The 22,552-nt window shown below is 61.8% G+C and carries 14 protein-coding genes, 1 tRNA gene and 1 other RNA gene; 6 read left to right on the forward strand and 10 right to left on the reverse strand.

Annotated elements, in window-relative coordinates; translation table 11 throughout:
- Positions 1–12: 12 nt before the first annotated feature.
- The 5 genes from ACWF6P_RS00450 to ACWF6P_RS00470 all read right to left on the reverse strand — a co-directional run bounded on the left by ACWF6P_RS00450 (position 13) and on the right by ACWF6P_RS00470 (position 13,978).
- The gene (locus ACWF6P_RS00450; protein WP_003943886.1) at positions 13–1,227 is read right to left on the reverse strand and encodes an acetyl-CoA C-acetyltransferase; all 1,215 of its coding nucleotides are present in this window, start codon (positions 1,225–1,227) and stop codon (positions 13–15) included.
- A gap of 222 nt (positions 1,228–1,449) precedes the next feature.
- Positions 1,450–3,282 carry a multicopper oxidase domain-containing protein gene (locus tag ACWF6P_RS00455; RefSeq protein WP_452619565.1) on the reverse strand — a complete coding sequence of 611 codons (1,833 nt, stop codon included), beginning with the start codon at positions 3,280–3,282 and terminating at the stop codon, positions 1,450–1,452.
- A gap of 87 nt (positions 3,283–3,369) precedes the next feature.
- Positions 3,370–4,956, reverse strand: a complete 1,587-nt coding sequence (locus ACWF6P_RS00460) for a hypothetical protein (protein ID WP_452619566.1) — start codon at positions 4,954–4,956, stop codon at positions 3,370–3,372.
- A complete protein-coding gene (locus ACWF6P_RS00465) occupies positions 4,953–11,072 on the reverse strand; it encodes an SDR family NAD(P)-dependent oxidoreductase (protein ID WP_452619567.1) in 6,120 nt (2,039 codons plus the stop codon). Before ACWF6P_RS00465 ends, ACWF6P_RS00460 begins: the two co-directional genes overlap by 4 nt.
- A gap of 677 nt (positions 11,073–11,749) precedes the next feature.
- The gene (locus ACWF6P_RS00470) at positions 11,750–13,978 is read right to left on the reverse strand and encodes a DNA polymerase III subunit gamma and tau (protein ID WP_452619568.1); all 2,229 of its coding nucleotides are present in this window, start codon (positions 13,976–13,978) and stop codon (positions 11,750–11,752) included.
- Positions 13,979–14,140: 162 nt separating this feature from the next.
- Between ACWF6P_RS00470 and ACWF6P_RS00475 the strand changes: the two genes are divergently transcribed.
- A complete protein-coding gene (locus tag ACWF6P_RS00475) occupies positions 14,141–15,460 on the forward strand; it encodes an ammonium transporter (RefSeq protein ID WP_452619569.1) in 1,320 nt (439 codons plus the stop codon).
- Position 15,461: 1 nt separating this feature from the next.
- Here the strand turns inward: ACWF6P_RS00475 and ACWF6P_RS00480 are convergent, their stop codons facing one another.
- The 4 genes from ACWF6P_RS00480 to ffs form a co-directional block, all read right to left on the reverse strand.
- Positions 15,462–16,037, reverse strand: a complete 576-nt coding sequence (locus ACWF6P_RS00480) for an HhH-GPD-type base excision DNA repair protein (protein WP_452619570.1) — start codon at positions 16,035–16,037, stop codon at positions 15,462–15,464.
- A gap of 18 nt (positions 16,038–16,055) precedes the next feature.
- Entirely contained in the window at positions 16,056–17,426 is a 1,371-nt protein-coding gene (locus tag ACWF6P_RS00485; RefSeq protein WP_452619571.1) for a glycosyltransferase 87 family protein, read from the reverse strand.
- Between the two features lie 97 nt (positions 17,427–17,523).
- Positions 17,524–18,816, reverse strand: coding sequence for an aminotransferase class I/II-fold pyridoxal phosphate-dependent enzyme (locus ACWF6P_RS00490; RefSeq protein WP_452619572.1), 1,293 nt, complete (start codon positions 18,814–18,816; stop codon positions 17,524–17,526).
- Positions 18,817–18,858: 42 nt separating this feature from the next.
- An RNA gene (gene ffs / locus ACWF6P_RS00495) (signal recognition particle sRNA small type) lies at positions 18,859–18,958 on the reverse strand.
- 136 nt (positions 18,959–19,094) lie between these two features.
- Between ffs and ACWF6P_RS00500 the strand changes: the two genes are divergently transcribed.
- The 3 genes from ACWF6P_RS00500 to ACWF6P_RS00510 all read left to right on the forward strand — a co-directional run bounded on the left by ACWF6P_RS00500 (position 19,095) and on the right by ACWF6P_RS00510 (position 20,575).
- A tRNA-Ser gene (locus ACWF6P_RS00500) sits at positions 19,095–19,182 on the forward strand.
- 77 nt (positions 19,183–19,259) lie between these two features.
- A complete protein-coding gene (locus ACWF6P_RS00505; RefSeq protein WP_452619573.1) occupies positions 19,260–19,700 on the forward strand; it encodes a hypothetical protein in 441 nt (146 codons plus the stop codon).
- Between the two features lie 56 nt (positions 19,701–19,756).
- Entirely contained in the window at positions 19,757–20,575 is an 819-nt protein-coding gene (locus tag ACWF6P_RS00510; protein ID WP_452619574.1) for a pentapeptide repeat-containing protein, read from the forward strand.
- A 28-nt stretch (positions 20,576–20,603) separates the two neighbouring features.
- Here ACWF6P_RS00510 and ACWF6P_RS00515 read toward each other — a convergent pair whose 3' ends face one another.
- The gene (locus ACWF6P_RS00515) at positions 20,604–20,912 is read right to left on the reverse strand and encodes a DUF6191 domain-containing protein (RefSeq protein WP_452619575.1); all 309 of its coding nucleotides are present in this window, start codon (positions 20,910–20,912) and stop codon (positions 20,604–20,606) included.
- A 134-nt stretch (positions 20,913–21,046) separates the two neighbouring features.
- Between ACWF6P_RS00515 and ACWF6P_RS00520 the strand changes: the two genes are divergently transcribed.
- The gene (locus tag ACWF6P_RS00520) at positions 21,047–21,718 is read left to right on the forward strand and encodes a response regulator transcription factor (RefSeq protein ID WP_452619576.1); all 672 of its coding nucleotides are present in this window, start codon (positions 21,047–21,049) and stop codon (positions 21,716–21,718) included.
- Positions 21,719–21,757: 39 nt separating this feature from the next.
- Positions 21,758–22,537, forward strand: coding sequence for a helix-turn-helix domain-containing protein (locus ACWF6P_RS00525; RefSeq protein WP_452619577.1), 780 nt, complete (start codon positions 21,758–21,760; stop codon positions 22,535–22,537).
- Positions 22,538–22,552: the final 15 nt, after the last annotated feature.

The following is a 22,552-nucleotide window of genomic DNA, read 5'->3' on the forward strand; positions in this document are numbered from 1 at the left end:
ACGGACGCCGCGTCAGACGCGCTCGATGATGGTGGCAACGCCCATACCGCCGCCGATGCACAGGGTGATGAGGGCGCGCTTGCCGCCACGACGCTCGAGCTCGTCGACCATCGTTCCGGTGATCATCGCGCCGGTTGCTCCGAGCGGGTGGCCCATGGCGATGGCACCGCCGTTGACGTTGAGCTTCTCGTCCGGGATGTTCAGGTCCTTCTGGAACTTCAGGACGACGGAGGCGAACGCCTCGTTGATCTCGAAGAGGTCGATGTCGTCGACGGTCAGGCCGGCAGCAGCCAGAACCTTCTTCGACGCCGGCGTCGGGCCGGTGAGCATGATGGTGGAGTCTGCTCCGCTGGTGGCGGTGGCGACGACGCGAGCGCGCGGCGTCAGGCCCATGTCCTTGCCGGCCTGCTCGCTGCCGACGAGCACGAGTGCAGCGCCGTCGACGATTCCCGAGCTGTTGCCGCCGTGGTGAACGTGGTTGATCTTCTCGACCCAGTGGTACTTCTGCAGCGACACGGCGTCGAATCCGCCGATTTCACCGATCACACCGAATGCGGAAGCCAGGCCGGCGAGGTTCTCGGCCGTGGTGCCCGGACGCATGTGCTCGTCGTTGTCGAGGATGGTGATGCCGTTGATGTCCTTGACCGGCACTACCGACTTGGCGAAGTATCCGCCGGTCCACGCCTTGGCGGCGAGGTCCTGCGAGCGCACGGCGTATGCGTCGACGTCGTCACGCGAGAAGCCCTCGATGGTGGCGATGAGGTCTGCGCCGACGCCCTGCGGGACGAAGTAGTTGTCGTAGTTGGTGGCGGGGTCGAGCGCCCACGGTCCACCGTCGGATCCCATCGGAACGCGGGACATCGACTCGACGCCACCGGCGATGACCAGTTCGTCCCAGCCGGACCGGACCTTCTGAGCAGCCATGTTCACGGCTTCGAGACCGGAAGCGCAGAAACGGTTGAGCTGAACGCCGCCGACGGTGTCGGGCAGTCCCGCATCGTTGACTGCAACGCGGGCGATGTCCATTCCCTGATCGCCAACGGGGGTGACGACGCCCAGGATGAGGTCGGAGATCCGATCCTCGTCGAGGTCGGGAAAGCGCACGCGCAGTTCCTGGATCAGACCCGTGACCAGCGAGATCGGCTTGACCGAGTGCAACGACCCGGTCTTCTTGCCGCGGCCTCGCGGGGTACGGATGGCTTCATAAATGAATGCCTCTGTGGTCACTGTGAGGTGTTCCTTCCGTGTAATTCGTCGAACCGGTCTGCAGATCGTCCGCGCCGCCTTCGGTGGTGGCGCATGGCCGAGGTACAGACCTCAGCCCTTTCACTGTAGAACGTGTTCCAAATTCATGGGAAGGACCGAAGCGATCCTGCTAGGTGACCGAGGTGATCCGACGTGCGTGCGCCTGCCCGCTCCGGTTCATTTCGAGTGCGCTTCCGGCGGCGCTCACGGCACGATTCGATAGGGCAGCATCATGTCGTGATCTTCGTGGTCGAGTAGGTGGCAATGCCACACGTATCCCTGGAGTTGACCAGTGCTACTCACGCCGTCGTTGCTCACACCGTGGTGACCACTTCCCTGATGCGCCTGATCGCCACCAGTCATCCCCCCACTCGGAAGTCGCTCGAACATCGCGTCGGGATCGAAACCCAGCTCGTCTGCGGTCGGGAATCGCACGATGATCCGTGTGACCGTGCCACCGTCCACCCTGACGGTGTCCTTCATTCCGGCTTCCCACCGCGCCGGCGCAATCATCGACCCGGCCTCGAACCCGTCGGGCGACGGAGTCCACTTGTTGCCGATCACCGGCTGCGGATGACGGATGAGGTAGTCCAGCGTCCGCATCGGCGTTCTGCCGAGAATCCGGAAGTTCACCAGGTGCAGATGAATCGGATGCGGGTCCGGCGTGGTGTTGACGATGTTCCACTGCTCGACGGTGCCCTGCCGCGGCCTCTCGACGTGGGTAGTGCTGAACGTCAGGTTGTTCAGCGTCATCTGAGCCGGCGGATTCCGCAGTTCCAGTTGCTGGCTCACCGTCACGGTGCGGATTACCACCGGCTGATCCAACGGGGCGAGAACGTCACGTTGGAGCCGCCCACCGCGCAGTCGCGCCGGAACACCACCGGTGAATCCGCGCCTGGCATCGCCGCGGAACCGACAGAACAGCGGCATCGTCACTTCACCGATGACAGCGGCGGGTAGCGGTGGCGCCTCGTCGTTGCGAAGCTCCACCGTCGATCCCTCCGACAGACCGGTGAAATCGACGAGGAGGTCGTAGCGTTCCCCCGGCGCGCAGCGGAAGGCGCTGACCCCCACGGGTGCGTCGAGCATTCCGGCGTCGTTGCCGATGACCCAGAACGTCATCATGTTGGAGAAGTGGAGATTCCACACGCTTGCCGACGACGCATTGACGACCCTGAAACGGTAAAGGCCCCGAGCCACAGCCAGTTCCGGCCAGACCTTGCCGTTGACCAATCCGACGTCGCCCACCGCGCCGCCTTCCCACGATCCTTCCGGTATCAAGATGGTGGATCGGCCGCTCTGAGCGCCTGTCGGCGTGAAGATCTTCTCCTGCAGTATCAGCGGGATCTCGAATTCCTCGGCCGGCAGCCCCAACGGATTTCCCAGCTTGCCGGTGTCGAATTGGTCCCTGATCAGGTAGTTGCCGATCAGACCGGCGTAGACGTTGAGCCGGGTGATGCCCATCGCGTGATCGTGATACCAGAGGTGCGCAGCTTCCTGCCCGTGCGAAAAGTGATGCATTGCAGCCTGTCCCGGCATCACAAGCAGCTCCGGATGGCCGTCGCTCTCGGGCGAAGTGACTCCTCCGTGCAAGTGCAACGACGTCGGTGGATTTGCACGAAAGTCGGCCTGCATTCCGTGCAATGTCATATCCATGTCCGCTGCCAACGGATGACCGCTGAGATTGTTCTCGAACGTCAACATGATCGGCTCGTCCGAACGCGCCTCGACGGTGGGCCCCAAGTAGCCGCCGCCGATCTCTGCGCTGCCGTACGACAAGGCGGAAGACGATGGAAAATCCCGATGAAATGAGTGCACCCCGACCTGGGCTGTCAGCGTGAGTTCACCACCGGAAAGCATTGGAAGTGAGGGAAGCTCGTCACAAAACGGCTCGAACTCCGGTGAATGAAAAATCAACGGAGACTCGATATCCGCACTCCCCGTCGGAGCAGCACTTGCCTTTGCTCCCAATGCAACAGCCGCTGTGCCGACTACCGACCCTTTCAGAACTGACCGCCTCGATACTCCGGTACCCATACTTGCCCCTCCCCATCGAAACGGGTTGCGTTCTCCCGTAAGGAAAACGCAACCCGTTTCGCGACTTCGATCTCGGAAATCCCCCGTCTACTTTCCGTCGATCGCCTCCAGCACCGAATCGATCAGCGACTGTGGCAGATTCGACGGCGGAGCAATGTCCAGGGCTCCAGGAGTGCTCGGCATCGTCCAGATAGTTCGATGGCGAGCGATCGCGAGCTTCTCCCGCGATCCGTCCGGATTGACCTTGAAATACTCGAACTCGAGGTCGATCCCCTTCTCGTAGAGAGCTGCCAAAGACATCGTGACAAGCACATCGTCGAACGGCATGACCTCGCGCAGATGCTCCACCCGTGTGTGCACACAACGCAGTTCACCCAGAGCGCCGCGGGCCGCCAAGGCCTCGCGCTGCGAGCGGACGAGGAACTTGTCCCGAACCCTCGACTGCCAGATGTAATAGTTGCCGAAGTAGACATTGCCCACGACGTTTCCGTCTTGCAGCGTCGTCGAGAACACCTCGGATTCGAGTAGATACGGATTGCGCGGCACCATCGGAGCCGAGCGAATCACGGAGCCACGATCGACGTACTTCGGCTCGGCCGGGACGGTAACGCTCTTCGCCCCCGTCGGAATCGTCATCGGCTCGATGAAATCGTGGAAGTACTGCGGCATCGGCCGTGCCGCCACCACGCCGTGGGAAAGGATTTCCACCCATGTCGTCTGCATCGCGCTCCACCCGATGTGGGTGCGTGTCTCACCGTCGACCCGGCACCATTCGACATGCAGGTTGGTGGTTGCCCGATCCGGACCGGTGAGCTCGGTGATCCAGATGGTCCCCTCGACAATGTCGTCGGTGTACAGGTTCGCATCGATGAACACCTCGGAGTTGTTGGTCACCATGCCCCAACGACCCGTCGCCATGTCCTCCACGATCTGCTTCGAGATCGGTCCGGTCCCCCTCTCCCGCAACGCGCCCAACCACAGCGCGAAGCTGGCGAACCCTACTGATCCGCCGACGTTGCACGCTTCCCGGAACCCGACGGGGAACCGGATCGACACCGCCGGGTAACCGCTGCGTGCCGCCACATGTACGTCGGAGCCGTAGGCCATCGGATCGAACTGCGCGAGAGACTTCGCCGACAACGGCCCGGTGTCGAACTGTGGTGCCGGGTCCTGCTCCGGTTCTTCCGCGTCCTCCTCGTCCGAAACACGCTCTTCGGCATCCGCCTCATCGGTCACAAAAGCGAGAATGCGCTCCTCGTTGTCCGTCAACAGAGCTGGAAAGGTCAGAACCACAACGCTTCCCTCCGCGCCGCCGCGTAAGGTCACTGCATCGTCCTCCCTGGAGCCCATCGCCAGCGAAACCGACATCTCGCCCGTGGCCTTTCGGATCGCCTCGGCCGCCGCCCACAGTCTGGTTCCCGCTCGATCGAGTGATTCGCCGCCTGCGATCAACTCGTCGAGCAGCGGGATCCGCGCCGAACCCAGAAGTGCCTTCCACTGCACGACGCTTCGGGAGCGAACCGGTTCGATGTCGCACCCCTGCGGCCAGTCACCTGCGGAGCTGAGAGACTTACTACCGTCGTGCGAGAGCGAGACATCCACCGATGGCGGAACGTCACCGACAACGACGGGCTTCCCGGTTTCCTGCCATTCGATGGCAAAGGCATTGCTCATTTGATCACCGCATCCTCATCGAGATGAATGTTCACGGCCGCCTCGGCGATCGGTTTCTCCTGCTCATGGCGCTCCGACTTGGTCAGCTCGTGAATCCCCGGGGTGTGTGCGACCACAACCCGCGGACTCTTCACTCCCAACGCACGACTGTGTTGCGCGAGCTTGTCGAGAATGATCTGCGCATCACGCGCAGTCGGATCCGCGACTTCCTCAGCCGTAGGCCTACTTTCGTCGTGCGAAAGAATCTGGGAGCGATATCCCTCGAGCTGCATCACCACTCGTCCGTCCTTCACCACTGCCACGTCGGCTTGCATGTGGGTCTCGGTCTGCACCTTGTCGTAGGCGTATGCGGTGAAGGAACGAGCCTCGAATCGCCCGTCGTACATGTCGATTCGCGCGATATTGACCGGAAGGCAGATTTCCCGCGGAACCATGACCTGGCCCGATTGCAGCAGTGAATCCAGGAAGTAAGGATCACCGAGGAGGTGCTGCCTACGGTCGGCTCGCGAAATAGCACTGAAGAGAATGTGCTCGGAGTCGAGGCTCGAGATCTCTTCGAGTCGGCGGAAATCGCCCTCCTGGAACAGCAACCACGAGTAGAGGTCGTCCAACGGATCGATGTCGAGCACCGGTCGCGGCAATTCCCTCTCGAACTCCGGCAGTGTTTCGTCCAGCCCGAAGATGAAGTCGGCCGAGAAATGGGGCCGCCCGTACCCGGTCCGTTCGGTGCCGATCGTGACATGCACCCGCGTTCCGGCGGCATCTCGATCCTGCTCGACGACGCTTGCCTTGATCTCGATTCTGGTGCCCTCGACCGTGTCGACGACGATCGGTCGATCCAGCTTGATGTCGTCGATGCGGACACGGCCCAGGGTCACCCGTCCCGTGACATAGGCTGCCGCCTGCGACATCGCCTCGAGCCCGAAGACCGTCGGCAGCAACGCCGATCCCTTCCAGACATGGTCGAGGACAAACGGATCCGCCGAGGTGGACAATGTCGTCCGGGTCACCAGTTCTACCTGCGGCTCGAATGTCATGACTTGGTCGATGTAGCGCGACACGGCGGGCAGAACCGGTGCTGCCGGCGCCCAGGTGTCCAGACCACCGAGTCGACTGGTCACGACGATACGACTCGCCTCGGGTCCGCTGTCGACCAGACGAAGGAAATGATCCACTCCCGCAGCCGTCGAAATCGGCATGACACCCATCTTCGCGAGATGGTTGACACTGCCCATGCGGGCGCCCATCCCTGTCTCTCCCCACACGCTGTACGCGAGCGAGAACGTCCGAGTCTTCGGGTGCCCGGCGGCATACCGCACCACCATTTCGTCGAGAAGCTCGTTTCCGTATGCATACCAGCTGTTTCCGGGCATACCGGTGAATCCGATGATCGAGGAAAAGCCCACGAACAGCTTCAACTCACGATCAGCGAGTGCTTCGACGAAGTTGGCTGCGCCCAAGACCTTCGGTGCAACCTCCTTGAAAGCCGCAGCGCTGTCGACTCTCTCGAACCGCCGTGGAACATTCGCCCCCGCACCGTGGACAAAACCGGTGATCGGCCCCACCTCGATCTCGATCTGAGCGACGACGCCGGCCACCGCCGCAGCATCCGTGACGTTGCAGCGATAGTAGTGGGCCTTCAAACCGGCAGACGTGAAGTCCGCAAGAGTGGAAGCGATTTCGTCGCCTGCCTGCCGCTGAGAGCTTCCGATCAGCACCAGTTCGGCGCCGGTCTTTCGGCCCAGCGCCAGAGCGCATTGCGCCATGATGCCTTTCGCGCCTCCGGTGACGACCACGACATCCGAACTTCCCAACCCGCTTTCGCGGACGGAGTAGTCGTTCGAGGCGAGAACCCGCGGTTGCAGTGCCGTGCGCGCTAGATCGGCGTCATAAGTCGCGAACACATAGGGTGCAGCCGAATCCAACTCGGAGACGACAGTGGTTGCCACTTCCGCGTCTGCCGTCGAGCCGTCGAATCCTATGACGCGTACATCCATCTCGGGGCGCTCGTGGTGCACCGAAGCGGCAAAAGCCGCCGCACTCGGCACCGGCGCCGGATTGCTCAACTCGGAATCGGTGAACTGAATCACTGCCAATGTGGTTCTCGCGCGTCCACTTTGCTGCACCGGGACGATTCTGTGCATGCGTTCGATCTCACGGCGCAAGCCGATCTCGGTGACGGAATCATCAATCACGCGAGGCATTACGGCAATCACGTGGTGAGCGTTCGCAGTGTCGGCGTCGGAGAAAGACCGGGTGTCGACCTGGGCGCCACGGCCTCGAAGTTCGGATTCCAATCTTCCGACCAAGGCGGCGTCGTCACCGATGACGACGAACGTCGTGGCCGTGTGGTCGCGGACTTCGTGCAACGCTGTCTCGCTCCGAACCTTTTCCAGGGTGTAATCGCGAACCCAGGTGAAGCTGTCGGCCGATATACCCTGTGACTTCGTCGGCAGCGACCGCGCAACCGACTGCTGCTGACCCGACTGCTCCTTCGCGGACCGATCGAGCACCTCGATCAGTTCACCCAGGCTGACGTTGACGAGTTCGGCCGGATCCAGGTCACCCTGAACACCCAACCTTGTTGCCACCGTCGCTATTGCGTCGGCAGCCTTGATCGAGTCCATGTTCAGGTCGTCGAGCAGGTGGAGATCCACATCAAGAGACTCCACCGGAAATCCGGTGTCCTCGGCGATTACCTCGAGCAGGATTCGCGACACGTCCGAGTGCCCTGAGCGCGCTACTGAAGCGGCAGCTACCGGAATGGCAGTGCCGGCATTCGGCGATGCCGCAAGGATCAGCGATGCAGCTTCTCCGATGGTGGCATTGGCCAACTCGGCAGGGTCGAGATCGACAACCTCGAACTGGTGCGCAACCTTCGAAATCGCCTCTGCCGCACTGATCGAGTCGAGATTCAGATCATCGAGCAGACGCAGATCCGTCGTGATCGACTCGGCCGGAAATCCCGTGGTGTCGGAGAGGATCCTGATCAGCTCACTTTCCACGGACCCCGCGGCCGCCGGCGCTTCGATTACCGGAGCGGAAACGGGCGAAGGAGCTTTCGCTGCCACAGATTCGTGGCCGTTTGTGACTTCCCGCGGAGTCGGACCAGATGGAGCAGGTGGAGCACTCACTCCACTGCCTACGTCAGCGCGAATGACGTCGACGAGGAAGTTCCCGCGTCGGCTCAGGTAATCGGCCAGCGCCGCAGCCGGATCCCCGCCGGACGCACCAAGTGCGAGCGGCTCGGGAGCAGATTTAACCGTCAGCTTCGCCTCGGCCAAGTTCTCGATGAACACCTTCTGATCGGCGGGAACGAATTCGCGCACGAAGCGGCCGTCGAAAAGTACGTTCCAGCGGACCTGAGCGCCGTGTACGTACATCGCGGCCAGTGCGACGTTGAAGTCCTCGTCACGTCCGGACTTGGACGCAACGGGGAAGCAGCGCACGCCGTCGGTCCCGTTGATCGCCTTGGTGAGCCCCGTCAGCACACGGCCGGGTCCGACCTCGACAAGCAGGTCCACCTCATGCGAGATCCCACGTACCGTCTTGACCCAGTCAACCGGTGAGACAACCTGTTTGGTGACCAATTCACGAAGGGCCAGTGGTGTCTGGACGCGTTCGCCTTCAACGCAGGAATATACGGGGCAGGTCAGCGAATCGACTTGCTCGTCAACCGGCGCAGTGGACTTCAGCTCCCGCTCGGCCTCGTTCATCATCTCGGAGTGGAAAGCATTCGACACGGCAAGCGCCTGGGCCGACACTCCGCGTGTCTTCGCGATGGCGACCACATCGTCGACCGCATCCTTGGTACCCGAAACCACAGTCTGTGTAGGCGTATTCAGATTCGCGACGGTTACGTACCCCTGTGCTTCCGCGATGATCGCCTCGGCCGTCGATCGGTCGCAGGTCAGGCTCGCCATTGCGCCGTTTCCGCCACCACTGACCGCCATGGCCGCGCCCTTCGCCGCAGCCAACGTGATCAGCGTCTTCTTGTCGTAAGCCCCTGCCGCGTAGAGGGCTGTCAACTCTCCGAGACTGTGCCCGGCAACCGCAGTGGGTGTCACACCCAAACGGTGGAGGTACTCGAACCACAGCAGCGACGCCAAGGCAACGGCCGGCTGGGTGAACTGCGTCTGAGCGAGGTCCCTCTTCCACTTCGCCAATTCCGCTGCGTCAGCGCTCTTGACCGGATTCCGCAGAATCCGCGGCGTGATCGCTTCGGCTCCCACATCCTCCAGCCAGCCGTCGGCCTCATTCGCCAGTTCTCGTGCCCACTCGAAACGCTCGATCAGCACGCGAGCCATCTCGAGCTGCTGTGATCCCTGTCCCGGGAACAGGAACCCGATGTCGTGACGAACGTTGTTCGAGATCGATATCTCGTTGCTGACCACCTTGACCTGGCCGGCCGCGGGAGCAGAGTTCTCGCAGATAACTGCGAGCTGGCGCATGCGTTCGGCCAACTGCGCGGGTCGACCTGCCACCACTGCGGCACGGAAGGTCGCCGTCGGCGAGATCACCCGCGAGAGCTTCGCCGAAAAGTCCAGCAGCTCGGCAACACTCAACGGAACTGCCAGATCTGCGACATCCCGCGCTCGGGTCGCCAAGTCCACGGCGGAATCTGCGGAGAGTACAAATACCTCGGTATCCTGATACGACGCCATCATGGTGCGGACGTCTCGCGAAGGTGTCAGCTTGCTCGACGGTGCATCAGCCGATTCGATGGCGACGTGGCAGTTGATACCGCCGAATCCCATCGCCTGCGCACCGGCGCGCATCTTCTCGGACGGATCTCTGATCTCGCCGTTGACGAGCGGAAAGAGCGCTGGCGCTTCGGTTCCGAACGCCGGGTTCGGATCGGTGCAACCGGCAATCGGCGGAAGGATTCGTTGGTTGACGGCCATTGTCGCCTTGATCAGCGCAAGGATGCCCGACGCCGCCTTCGTGTGCCCGATCAGCGACTTCAGCGAGGTCATACCGATGCTGCGCGCCTCCACGGGCCCGTCCGTCTGCGCGGCCTGCTGGACGCCGGCAAGTTCGACAGGGTCCCCGACGGGAGTGCCGGTTCCGTGTCCTTCGACAAAGGCGACCTCGCTTGCAGCGAATCCTGCCCCCGAGTATGCGCGACGGATCATTTCTGCCTGAGTTTCGGCACGGGGCTTGGTAATTCCACCCTTGCCATCGGTGGAGATGCCCCAGCCGCGAATCGTCGCGTACACGTAGTCGCCGTCTGCCCTGGCGTCCTCGAGTCGTTTCAAGGCCACGAATCCGCACCCCTCACCTGGGATGAATCCGCTTCGGCTTGCGTCATACACGTTCATGTCACCGCGTGTCAGTGCGCCCAAACGCGCGAATCCCACCAGTTCCAAAGGATCCAAGCTGACGTCGACTCCACCGGCCAAGACGAAGTCGGCCGCGCCGGACGCCAGCTTTTCCGCCGCAGTCGCCACCGCGAGCATTCCCGACGCGCACGCACCGTCCACGACGTACCCGCCGCCGTTGAAGTCGAGGTAGTTGCAGATACGACCGGCAATCGTATTCGACAACATGCCGGCCAGAGTGTCTTCACTTGGCTCCACCAACGGGCCTTTGTAGACCTCTTCCATCGTCTCGGCGAGAGCATCGACAACAGAACTGTCGAGCTGGCGTGCTTCGGCTGCCACTGCGAGCGCACGCTTGACGTAAGGCCAGCGCAAACGCATCGACCACATCCGGGATTCTTCACCGGTGAGGGAGTTGCCGACGATTGCGGCGCTGCGGCCAGTGGGTACTGATCCTCGGCTGTAGCCCGCGTCCGTCAAAGCACCGAGTGCTGTTTCCAGCGCCAACCAGTGCGTGAGATCTGTCGACTCGAAGGTCCGCTCCGGTATCCGGCGCCCGACCCAGTCGAATTCGAATCCGTCCATGAACGCGCCGCGGTCGGCATACGTTCTGTCGACGTCGTCGGGATTTGCGCTCCAATAGTCGTCGAGAGACATCCGCGACTCGGGAAACTTTCGGAATTGCATGCGGCGAGCGAGGACGTTCTCCCAAAATCCTTGCAGATCATGTGCACCGGGAGACCACATGCTCATCCCGATTATCGCGATTGCAGGATTAGTTGAATCTTCAGTCATCTTACACTTCCTATTTTCACGCGCATCCACGGGAGACTCAATCGACCGAAGACTAACCACGTGTTCGCCGGTGTGTAAAACGCAGATTCACCTCAAGGCATAACCAAATAACAAACATTGTTCGCTACCATGAACGTGTTTCAGCAATTTTCCGGCAATCGAGGATTAGCTGTAACTCCAAGTTCTGAGTTTGCTTAATCCCACGTCAAAGGCCAGTTGATACATCCGTATCCGGCCGCGGATTTGAAGCCTTCCAATCCGGACATGTGGCAAATATGCAGTTTGGAACCCACCGAAACGACACAATGCCGAGTATGTGGCCAATTCGCCGAATGTCCCAAATTGGTCGATCGACACAAAACAAACATCTGCAAGGTTAAATCTGAACATTCGTGACACGCTGACAGTTAGCAATATCGACCGAACGTCGGCCCATTGGCGAGAATTCTCAGATATTCTTCGACGATCATCGTGCGAACCGAAGTTTCGTTACAGTGAAACTGAGCGTACAAACGTACCAGCAAACCGGCCATGACATTTTCAGCATTGACCGGCCGAGCGACTGCACACTAGACGTCCACAAAGAGCACCGACGAGGCACTTATAACAATTCGATCACGCGGCCGGTCTCGAGATATTCCGGGCGTTGTTCCACCCGCATGGGACGCGTCAGCGACTCAACTTTCGAGTCTGCGGGCTCCAAGGACGTCCTTGAGTAGTTCCTTTGCGACGTCTTCGGGATCACGTCTGGCCGTCGGATCGGCGGGCTCAGCCGCCTCCGCGAACATTTCGTCCTCGTCCTCACGCGTTGCAGGCGGAGGAGTTGCCTCGTAGTCGACCTCGGGAGCGGGGGCCGGTCCAGGGTCTTCCGGGTAGTCAGGAGCCTCGGGCGGCGGAATGTCGTCCGAATCTCCGCGCTGGGGCTGCGGCGCCTTGGGCTGCTGCGCTGCACGTTCCTGACTGGGGCGCGAGAATCGCGGCGCAGCGGCAGGGCGAGTAGAAGCCTCTGCCGCCTTGGGCGCGCTCGACCCGGCAGGCGCGGGCGGCGCACCTTCCTGGTACTCGACTTGCCAAGTGCCACCGAACATCTCGGCAAGGACCTCGCAGATAACCGCCGCGTTGTGCGGTTGCGTCACACGAGCACCCAGAACCGGCGAGCCGTGAGCGATGACCACGACATGACCACGCACGTCGTGAACCGTCGCAGCGGACAGCATGGCCGGAAGAACCTTGTTTCGTTCACCGACCTTGTTGCGCAAGGTGTTCCACGATTCACGAAGTGTCTCGACCGTGGGGCCGGCCGAGACCGGCGCAACTTCTGCAACCGCCGGCTCCTCGTACTCGGGCTCGGGCTCGGGTTCCGGCTCGGAAAGTCCGATCGGCTCTTCCGCTTCGACAGGCGCTGGAGCCGGTAGTTCGACCACCGGAGCTTCAACCACCGGAGCTTCGGCAACCGGCGGTTCCGCGACGGGCGGTTCGGCAACGGTCGGTTCGGCAACGGGCGGCTCCACGATCTCGACGGCGGGAGGCTCGACGACTGGAACTGCCGCCACCTGAGGTTCGACGACAGGAGCCTCGGCAACCGGCGGCGCCGCCGCAGGAGCAGGGGCGGCTGGTTCCGGATGTGCCTCGGGCTCGGCCTTTCGTTGGGAGGGCCGTTGGAACTTGGAAGCAATCTCCGGTTCGAGCGGCGGCACGGTCGGTGCCGGCGTTGCTGCTGCGCGAGGGGCAGCGGCAGCCGCGACTCCAGCAGCCGGAATACCTTGTTCCAGGCGCTCGAGCCGTTGCAATACGGCCGACTCGGCGTCCGAGGCAGAGGGAAGCAGCATTCGCGCGCACATCACTTCGAGCAGCAGCCGCGGCGCCGTCGCCCCACGCATTTCGCTGAGCCCGGCATGGACGGTCTCGGCGAAACGGGTGAGCGTGGCCGGACCGACTCGCTGAATCTGCTCACGCATCGTGACCAGCTCCGCCTCGGGTGCGTCGACCAATCCTCGTTCGCTGGCGTCGGAAACAGCCTGCATCAAGATCAGATCACGCAGACGTTCGAGGAGATCTAGCGCGAAGCGGCGTGGGTCGTGACCGGCGTCCATCACGCGATCGACAGTGCCGAACAAGGCGGCTCCGTCACTGGCAGACAGGGCGTCTACTGCTTCGTCGATGAGCGCGACGTCGGTGACTCCGAGAAGAGAGAGAGCGCGCGGGTACGTGACGCCTTCTTCTCCGGCGCCCGCGAGCAGCTGATCGAGGACACTCAACGAGTCGCGAGGCGAACCGCCGCCGGCCTTGATGACCAGCGGATATACGGCAGGCTCGACCGGTACGCCCTCTTGGGCGCAGATCTTTTCCAGGAGTCCGCGCATGGTCGACGGCGCCAACAGGCGGAACGGGTAATGGTGTGTACGCGAGCGAATGGTGGGGAGAACCTTTTCGGGTTCCGTCGTCGCAAAGATGAAGATGAGGTGTTCCGGCGGCTCTTCGACGATCTTGAGCAGCGCGTTGAAGCCCGCCGCCGTCACCATGTGTGCCTCGTCGATGATGAAGACGCGATAACGAGAAGCGGCCGGTGCGTGGAATGCCTTGTCTCGGAGTTCTCGCGTGTCGTCGACGCCACCGTGACTTGCGGCGTCGAGTTCGGTCACGTCCAGGTTGCCTGTGCCGCCCGGGCCCAGCGAAACGCACGAGTCGCACACGTCGCACGGCGTCGACGTCGGACCCTTCTCACAGTTCAGTGAACGCGCAAGGATGCGCGCCGACGACGTCTTTCCACAGCCACGTGGGCCGGAAAAGAGATAGGCATGGTTGATGCGTCCGGTGTCGAGGGCCGTGCTGAGCGGTGCGGTGACATGCTCCTGCCCCACCACCTCGGCGAAGGACGCGGGTCGATACTTCCGGTACAGGGCCACGCGCAAAGACTACCGGCGACCCACGACAGGTGGTCCGGTGCGGGTGCAACGCCGACTTCTCCCGAAACATGTTCGCAACACAATCGCAGTGCGTAGGAAACCGCACGCACGCATCGTGGGTTCCGTGCATGCGGGCTGGTCTGTGTGCGTGAGGAGAAAACTGTGCCCGCCACCATCGATGCCGGAGCAACTGCCTGGTTGCTCGTCAGTACTGCACTGGTACTTCTGATGACGCCAGGACTCGCACTGTTCTACGGCGGTATGGTCCGCTCGACCGGCGTCCTCAACATGATCATGATGAGCTTCGTCTCGATCGCGCTCGTCACCGTTGCCTGGTTGTTCGTGGGCTATAGCCTCGTCTTCGGCGACGATCACGGCGGCATCATCGGTGGGCTCGAGCACGTCGGAATGGCGGGCATAGACCCGTCGACCGTGCACGGGAACGTTCCGGAAGTGTTGTTCGCAACCTTCCAATTGACGTTCGCGATCCTTACTGCAGCACTCATCAGTGGTGCGATCGCCGACCGAGCGAAGTTTTCCGCCTGGATGATCTTCGTCCCCATCTGGTCCTTGCTCGTCTATGTCCCCGTCGCTCACTGGGTATGGAATCCGCAGGGATGGCTAGCCCAGATGGGCGCACTCGACTACGCGGGTGGCCTGGTGGTCGAGATCGTGTCCGGAGCGTCGGGTCTGGCATTGGCGCTGGTCCTCGGCCAGCGGATGGGTTTCAAGGCCGAGTCGATGCGTCCACACAATCTGCCGTTCGTCCTGCTCGGCGTCGGTCTGCTCTGGTTCGGTTGGTTCGGCTTCAACGCCGGTTCGGCCCTTGCCGCCGACGGTATGGCCTCGCAGATCTTCCTCAACACCCTCGTCGCCGGTTGCACCGGACTACTCGGCTGGCTGTTCGTCGAACAGAACCGTGACGGTCACCCCACAACGTTCGGCGCGGCCTCGGGCGTCGTCGCCGGTCTGGTCGCGATCACCCCGTCGTGCGGAACGGTGAACATGTTCGGCGCGCTGGTCATCGGCCTGATCGCGGGCATCGTCTGCTCGTACGCCGTGGGATGGAAGCACAAGCTCGGCTACGACGACTCCCTCGACGTCGTCGGCGTACACCTCGTCGGCGGAATCGTCGGCTCGTTGCTGATCGGGCTACTCGCGACGGCCGTGATGACGGGCGGTCCGGAAGGTTTGTTCTTCGGCGGTGGGTTCGCGCAGTTGGGTAAGCAGTTCGTCGGTGTGGTCGTTGTTGCGCTCTATGCCTTCGGAGTGACCTACGGACTGGGAAAGCTCATCGACAAGACCTTCGGCTTCCGTATTTCACGTGAAGACGAGGCACGCGGCATCGACGTTGCCCTGCACGCTGAGTCCGCTTACGAGCACGGAGTCCTCGGCCACGGTCCGATCGGCGGACAGAACCCGAGCACGTTCCTCCAGCGTCAGCGTGAGGATCGCGAAAAGCACGAACGCGAAGACCAGTGACCTATTTCGCCTTCGCCGCGGCCTTTGCTGCCTTCTTGAACTCGCGGACCTCGAGCAGAGACTGCTCGTCGACGACGTCCGCGATGGACCGCCTGGAGCCCTCGAGTCCGTAGTCGCCGGCCGCTTCACGCCAACCCTTCGGCTCGACGCCGATCTGCTTACCGAGCAACGCCAAGAAGATCCGGGCTTTCTGGTCGCCGTAACCGGGCAGAGCCTTGAGCCGCTTCAGCACTTCCTTGCCATCGGGGTTTCCCGAAGTCCAGATCGCCGCGGTGTCGCCGTCGTAGTTCTCGACGATGAACTGGCACATGAGCTGGATGCGCTCGCCCATCGATTTGGGGAATCGGTGCACAGCCGGGGGATCGGCACAGATCGCGATGAACTCGTCGGTGTCCATGTCGGCGATTCGCCTGACGTCGATGCTGCCGAGCCGATCCGCCAGCTTCTTCGGACCGAGGAAGGCCGTTTCCATCGGAACCTGTTGATCGAGAAGCATTCCGATCAACAACGCCAACGGGTCCTCGGCGAGGAGAGCATCTGCTTCGGGGTCACCGACAAGGTTCAGTTGAAGTGCCATGAGTCCGATACTGCCACGTCAGGCGGCAGTTGTGACCGGCGCCGACGCATCCGGGGCCGGTATCTTCCACTTCCTCCAGCCGAACAGAACCAAGGTCGAGACCGCGGCAAGCGTGAAGACCCAGAGGTAGACGCCGACGGTCGGAATCCGCAGATACTCGGGCGGCACGAACATGAACAAGCCCATGCCGACAAAGCGATCCGTGCCCGGAATGTCTGCAGGCACCCACCAGGTGTGGGACCAGTTCAAGACCGGGAGCAGGAAAACGAACGGCGCCACCCACGCCCAGCGTTTCTTCGACACCATCGCGTAGTGCGCGGCGAGGACGACCAGCGGGACGAACCATACCCAGTGATGACCCCACGAGAACGGCGAGACAGTGGTCGCGGTCAACCCAGTCATGGTAAGCCCCAGCAATTTCTGACTATGGCGGTGAGCGACCCACGCTGCCCCCAGCCCGAGGCACGCGGCGACTGCACTGCACGCGAGAACCAACAGTCGTGACGGAGTCGGTGTGTGGGTTAGTTGAGCGATCAGACCGGACACGGACTGGTTGCTCGGAGCGTCCGTCGGTCCGACGCGTTCGCTGTCGACAAGAGTGCCGGTCCAGTACGTGTACGCATCGTGGTACATGACGATGAAGCCGAGGGCGACGGTCGCTGCAAACGTCACGACTGCAGTCACCAGCGCGCGCCATTGGCGCGTGATGAACAGGTATACCCAGAAGAAGGCCGGAGTCAGCTTCACACCCGCGGCAATGCCGGCTCCGATTCCCCGAAGGCGACTCTTCTCGTCCCGGCCGAGGTCCCACACGATCAAGAGCAGCAGGAAGATGTTGATCTGCCCGAGCCAGAGCGTCGTACGAACCGGTTCCATGAACAGAAAGATCGTGGTCGCCAACGCACTGACGACATACGTCTTCACGTCGAGCCGATAGCCGAGATACTTCCAGCACAACACGACCACCGCGAAAAGCGCTACAACATTGAGAACCGACCACACGACAATCGCTTGTTGAAACGTGAGCACCGCCCACACCGTGAACAGGATTCCTGCAAACGGTGTGTACGTGAACATCATTCCTTGCAGGACCGGACCGTCGTACAGCGGAAGTCTCTGCACTACGAAACTCCCACCGTGGCGGTAAACGTCGAGATCGAGGAAGTTGTGGAAGATTCCCCAGTAGTTCGCATCCATCGGAACGCCGTACAAGACCATCAGGACCGACGCGATTGCGAGTACGGACAGAACGACGAAACCCAAGACGCCGACGCGGAGATGCCGCTGCGGAACCTCGGTCAGCCCGACCGCTACTGGTACAACCGATTCCGAACACTTAGATTCGGCGTCCAAGCTCGAATCATCCGAAGCGTTGATCGCGCCCGTCACTACAACCTCCGGGATTACACCCTATGTCGGGAATTAATGCTCCGAACGGTACAAGACAAGACCAAAAAGTACCGACCGGGCACGCCGCTTCGAGCACTCAGATCTCGGAGAGACGCGATTCCGTGGCCGCGAGCAGGACACACGTAGCCACGCCGTCCATGGCAACTTCGAGTTCAGCCGTGGACGGGAAACTCGGAGCCAACCGGATGTTCCGGTCATCCGGATCCGTGCTGTACGGGAAAGCCGAACCTGCCGCGGTGAGCGCGATACCCGCGTTCTTCGCCAGTTCGATGACTCGCTTGGCCGTGCCGTCGACTACGTCGAGGCTGATGAAGTATCCGCCCTTCGGCTCGGTCCAGGACGCGACCTTCGAAGCACCGAGGCGGTCTTCGAGAATCCGCAATACGAGTTCGAACTTGGGCGCCAGGAACGCGCGATGCTTCTCCATGTGCGCACGAACGCCGTCGGCATTGCCGAAGAAACGCAGGTGGCGAAGCTGATTGACCTTGTCCGGTCCGATGCTCTTCTTGCCGAGGAACTTCTGGTACCAGGCAAGATTTTCCGCGGAGCTACCGAAGAAGCTCACACCCGCGCCGGCAAAAGTGATCTTGGACGTCGACGCGAACACGAGCGGACGGTTGGGGTTTCCGGCCTCGGCAGCCATCGAGAGAATGTCGTAGGACGGCGCAGTCTCACCGACAAGCGGATGCACGGCATACGCATTGTCCCAGTACAGGCGGAAGTCAGGCGCGGCTGTCGGCATCGACGCGAGCGTCCGGACAATTTCTTCGGAGTAAACGGCGCCGGTGGGGTTCGCGTAGACCGGAACAGCCCACATGCCCTTGATCTGCGGATCTGACGCGACCAGTTCGGCGATCTTGACGACGTCTGGTCCGTCATGATTCATCGGCACCGCGATCATCTCGATACCGAGGGACTCGGTGATCGCAAAGTGGCGGTCGTAGCCCGGTGCGGGGCAGAGGAACTTGATCTTCTCTTCACGCGCCCATGGCTGAGCTGAATCCGGTGTGCCGTGCAGCAGTGAGAACACGACGTTGTCGTGCATGATCTCGAGGCTCGCGTTGTTGCCGGCGAGAAGGTTCACAACCGGGATACCCAGCAGCTCGCCGAAGATGGCGCGCAGTTCCGGCAGACCGGTGAGTCCACCGTAGTTACGGCAGTCGGTTCCGCTTCCGTCTCGGAAATCACCGTCGCCGGGCAGCGTCAGCAGCTCTGCGGAAAGGTCGAGTTGTTCCGGGGAAGGCTTACCGCGGGTCAGATCGAGTGCGAGCTTCTGCGCCTGGAGCTGCGTGTACTTCGCGCTCTGGCTCTCATGCTCGGAGGTGAGTTCTTCATGGCTCATCAACCCGATCTGGGTTTGGATAGGCATCCGGAGCGGCCTTTCACCGACGAGGCGGGGTCGGGTATGTGAAAAAAATAGAGGACCCCGCGCACCCGGCAGAGCCCGTTGACCCTTGCTGCCTTCCGGCCCTGGGGGAGTTCACAGGATGCGCGCCGCGCGGGATCCAATGAACAGTGTAGACGGCTTTCGCCGGCCGCTGCACACCACCTACCGGGGTGGAGATGCAAACCCCGAGATCCACCGGCTCTTCGCAGGTCAGGTACCCGTTTAACGCTTCACGCTCGTGATTGGGTATGCTGCTCCACGGAGGATTCGCCTAGTGGCCTATGGCGCTCGCCTGGAACGCGGGTTGGGTTAACGCCCTCAGGGGTTCAAATCCCCTATCCTCCGCCAGGGAAGTCCCCGACCAGTCTTGGTCGGGGACTTTTTCTTTGCCGCGAAGCATCGCCGAGCAGCGATACTGTCGACAAATGCCTCCCTCGACAACTGGCCGCGTCATCGCAGCAGGTACCGGTCTTGCGCTGAGTGCACTTGTCGACGCACCCGTGAAAAAATGGATGCCTCGCCACCGAACGCCCTCGTACGCCGCCGGCCTCATGGTTGCGGCAGCCGTTTATCCCGTGGCTCGACAGGGACAAGCCCGGTTAGGGCGCACGATCGACGTCTCCATTCCCGCTCGCGAATGGAGTGCAGTGGCCGCAACTTTTGCGGTCTTCGTCGGCGCACTTGTTCTGCCGTCGAGTTCCGCACGGCGACTGGTTGCAGCAAGCTGGGCCATCCACCCGATTTTCGACCTACTTCACGAGCGTGGTCCGGACTCACGCCTGCCGGATTGGTACCCCGCAATATGCGCGGGATATGACCTCGGCGTCGCTGGGCTTCTTGCCGTCGAACCACGCAATTTCGTTTGACAGACTCACGAACCCGAAGACACACTTTCCGTCCAACCCAAAGATCGGGAGCACGTGTGATTGCCGGCCAGACCAATCTGCTCGCGGATTGCAGTAGTTGCTTCGGCCTGTGCTGCGTCGCACTCCCCTTCTCCAAGTCGTCCGACTTCGCGACCAACAAGAATGCCGGCGACCCCTGCAAGAACCTGCAGGAGGATTTCGGTTGCGGCATTCACACCGGATTGCGTAAAAAGGGCTTCATCGGTTGCACCGTCTACGACTGTTTCGGTGCGGGACAGAAGGTTTCACAGCAGACCTACCGCGGCGTCAGCTGGCGTGACGCCACTGAGACCGCGTCGGACATGTTCGAAACCTTCCCTGTCGTACGCCAATTGCACGAACTGCTCTGGTATCTCGCCGAAGCCCGCTCGCTGAAGCAGACCCACTCGATTCAGAAGGAACTCGACGCAGTACTCGCCGAGACGGAAAGCCTGACCAACGGCACGCCTTCGCAGATTCGAGCCGTCGACGTCTCAACACACCGAGCGGCAGTCAACACCCTGCTCTTGCAGACGAGTGACCTTGTGCGCTCACCGGTCTCGGGCAAGAAGAGTCGTAAACTCGACCACCGCGGCGCAGACCTCATCGGCGCCAAATTTCGCGGTTCCGATCTACGCGGGGCCAACTTTCGCGGGACGTATCTGATCGGGGCAGATCTCCGCGGCTGCGATCTCGATCGAGCCGACCTGATCGGTGCAGACCTACGCGGCACCGACATTCGCGGTGCAAAACTCCGCGGCAGCATCTTTCTCACTCAGTTCCAGATCAACGCGGCGGTTGGCGATTCGGCTACCACGCTTCCCGATTCGCTGACCCGCCCCGGCCACTGGGCCTGAGCCCGACGGTCGTCAGCTCCGCTGGTCGTCAGTTCCGCCGACGGAGAACCACCTTGTTGGCTTCGGGATCGACAGACACCCACGGCGGGTCACCATCCGTTCCGTCCTCTCGATGCATCAACGCACTCTGCCGTTGCTCGAATTCATGGTGCTTGGATCCCTGAAACAGGGCAGCAACCTCTTCGAAGCCCGCGGCCGAGACCGGACGAGTCGTGCGTCCCCGAGTCCACGGCAGTGCCCGGCCGCCGGTGAGCCGGTTCCAGAGAGTCTCGGCGAATGCGAACAGGACCAGAAGCACGAGCAAGCCTGGCAGCGTCAACGCGAACAGAGTGCCCATGTAAGAAGTCTAGCGACGAACGCCCCCGGTCCCCGCAACTTCCGATCGGCCGCCCTATGTCTGGTCCCGCGGTAGATGATCTGCCACAATGCAAGCTGTTACGACTAGTAACACCTTCGGGGGGAGGATTTCACGTGAGCTTGATACTTGCAGCTACCGACCGTTCGGAGCTTGCCCAGACACTCGGTACCGAATTAGTACATTTCGGTCATCAAACACAGCTCGTCCGCACCGGGCGCCGCCTACTCGACGACCTGGACACCGATAGTTTCGATATTGCGGTGATCGACCTTCTGCTGCCGGACATCGACGGCTACGAGATCGCACGACAGATCCGCTTACGTAGTTCGATGCCGATCATGATGTTGGTGGACACCCACGAGGACATCGACGAAGCACCACATCGCGCTGTCTCGGACTTTGTACTGAACCCGATCGATTCTCACGCGCTCGATCTTCGGGTAACCGCGATCCTTCGTGAAACCGCACATCCCGCTGCCGGCAAACACCAACGTCACGGTGATTTGCTCCTCGATCGACGTGCGATGACGGCGACGATGGGCGGAAAGCTGCTGGTCCTCAGTCGGACCGAATGGCGAGTACTCCTGGAACTGTCGACCGAGCCGGGGCGTGTGTACTCGCGTGATCACCTGATCCGAAACGTCTGGGGTTCCGCCCACGAAAAGACGCGAGTAGTCGACGCGACCATTCTCAGCCTGCGGTCCAAACTCGAATCCGATCCCGCGAAACCGAAATACATCAAAACGATTCGGGGGTTCGGATACCGCTTCGGCCCGGTCGACTGAACTCACCTTCATGTCGGTGCCGCTCGATAAGCTTCTGCCATGGGTTGGTACACACCACAATCGGTCGCCCCGGATCTCTCCGACATCCTGGTGTGCGGCTGGACGGCGTGTGCAGAAGGCGAGCACCTCCTCGTGCCCGATGCGTGCATGGACGTGCTGTGGATACGTGGCGTCGGCATTCGCGTCTGTGGCCCCGAAACCGCTGCATGGTCGTTCACTCTTCCGCCCGGAACACGCTCCGTGGGTGTTCGATTCCGCCCTGGATCAGCATCGCCCATGCTGCGAACTTCGGCGTCCGAGCTTCGGGATTCTCGCGCTGACCTCAGCGATGTAACCGACGCACGCACGGAACGAATACTGTTGAACCGCTTGGAGAATTCCGAAGACCACGAACAGGTCTCCATCCTCGAAGACGCTGTCCGAAGTTGGGCAAGTTCGAGTTTCCGTCACGATCCGGTGATCAACCACGTTCGCACCGCACTGTCCGAACATTCGTGGAATGTCAGCTCTCTCGCCGACGCGGCGGCCCTGACTTCGCGCCAACTCCAGCGTCGTTGCAACGACGCTTTCGGGTACGGTCCTGCAACGCTGCGCGCAATCTTGCGTCTCCAGCGCTTCATGGCACTCGCTCGCAGTCGACCCGCGTTGGGACTCGCTGAATCCGCTGCCCACTGCGGATTCAGCGATCAGGCCCACTTGACGCGTGAATGCCGCCGAATCTCGTCGCTGACCCCAGCGGCTCTACTCCGCACCCAAGCCCCCGACTGGCACGGGTCGGATACCGTCGTCGCTCTGACCGAGGGAGACGCGGTCGCATAGTCGCGACCGTCGTCC

This window comes from Rhodococcus sp. NPDC055024, assembly GCF_053608585.1.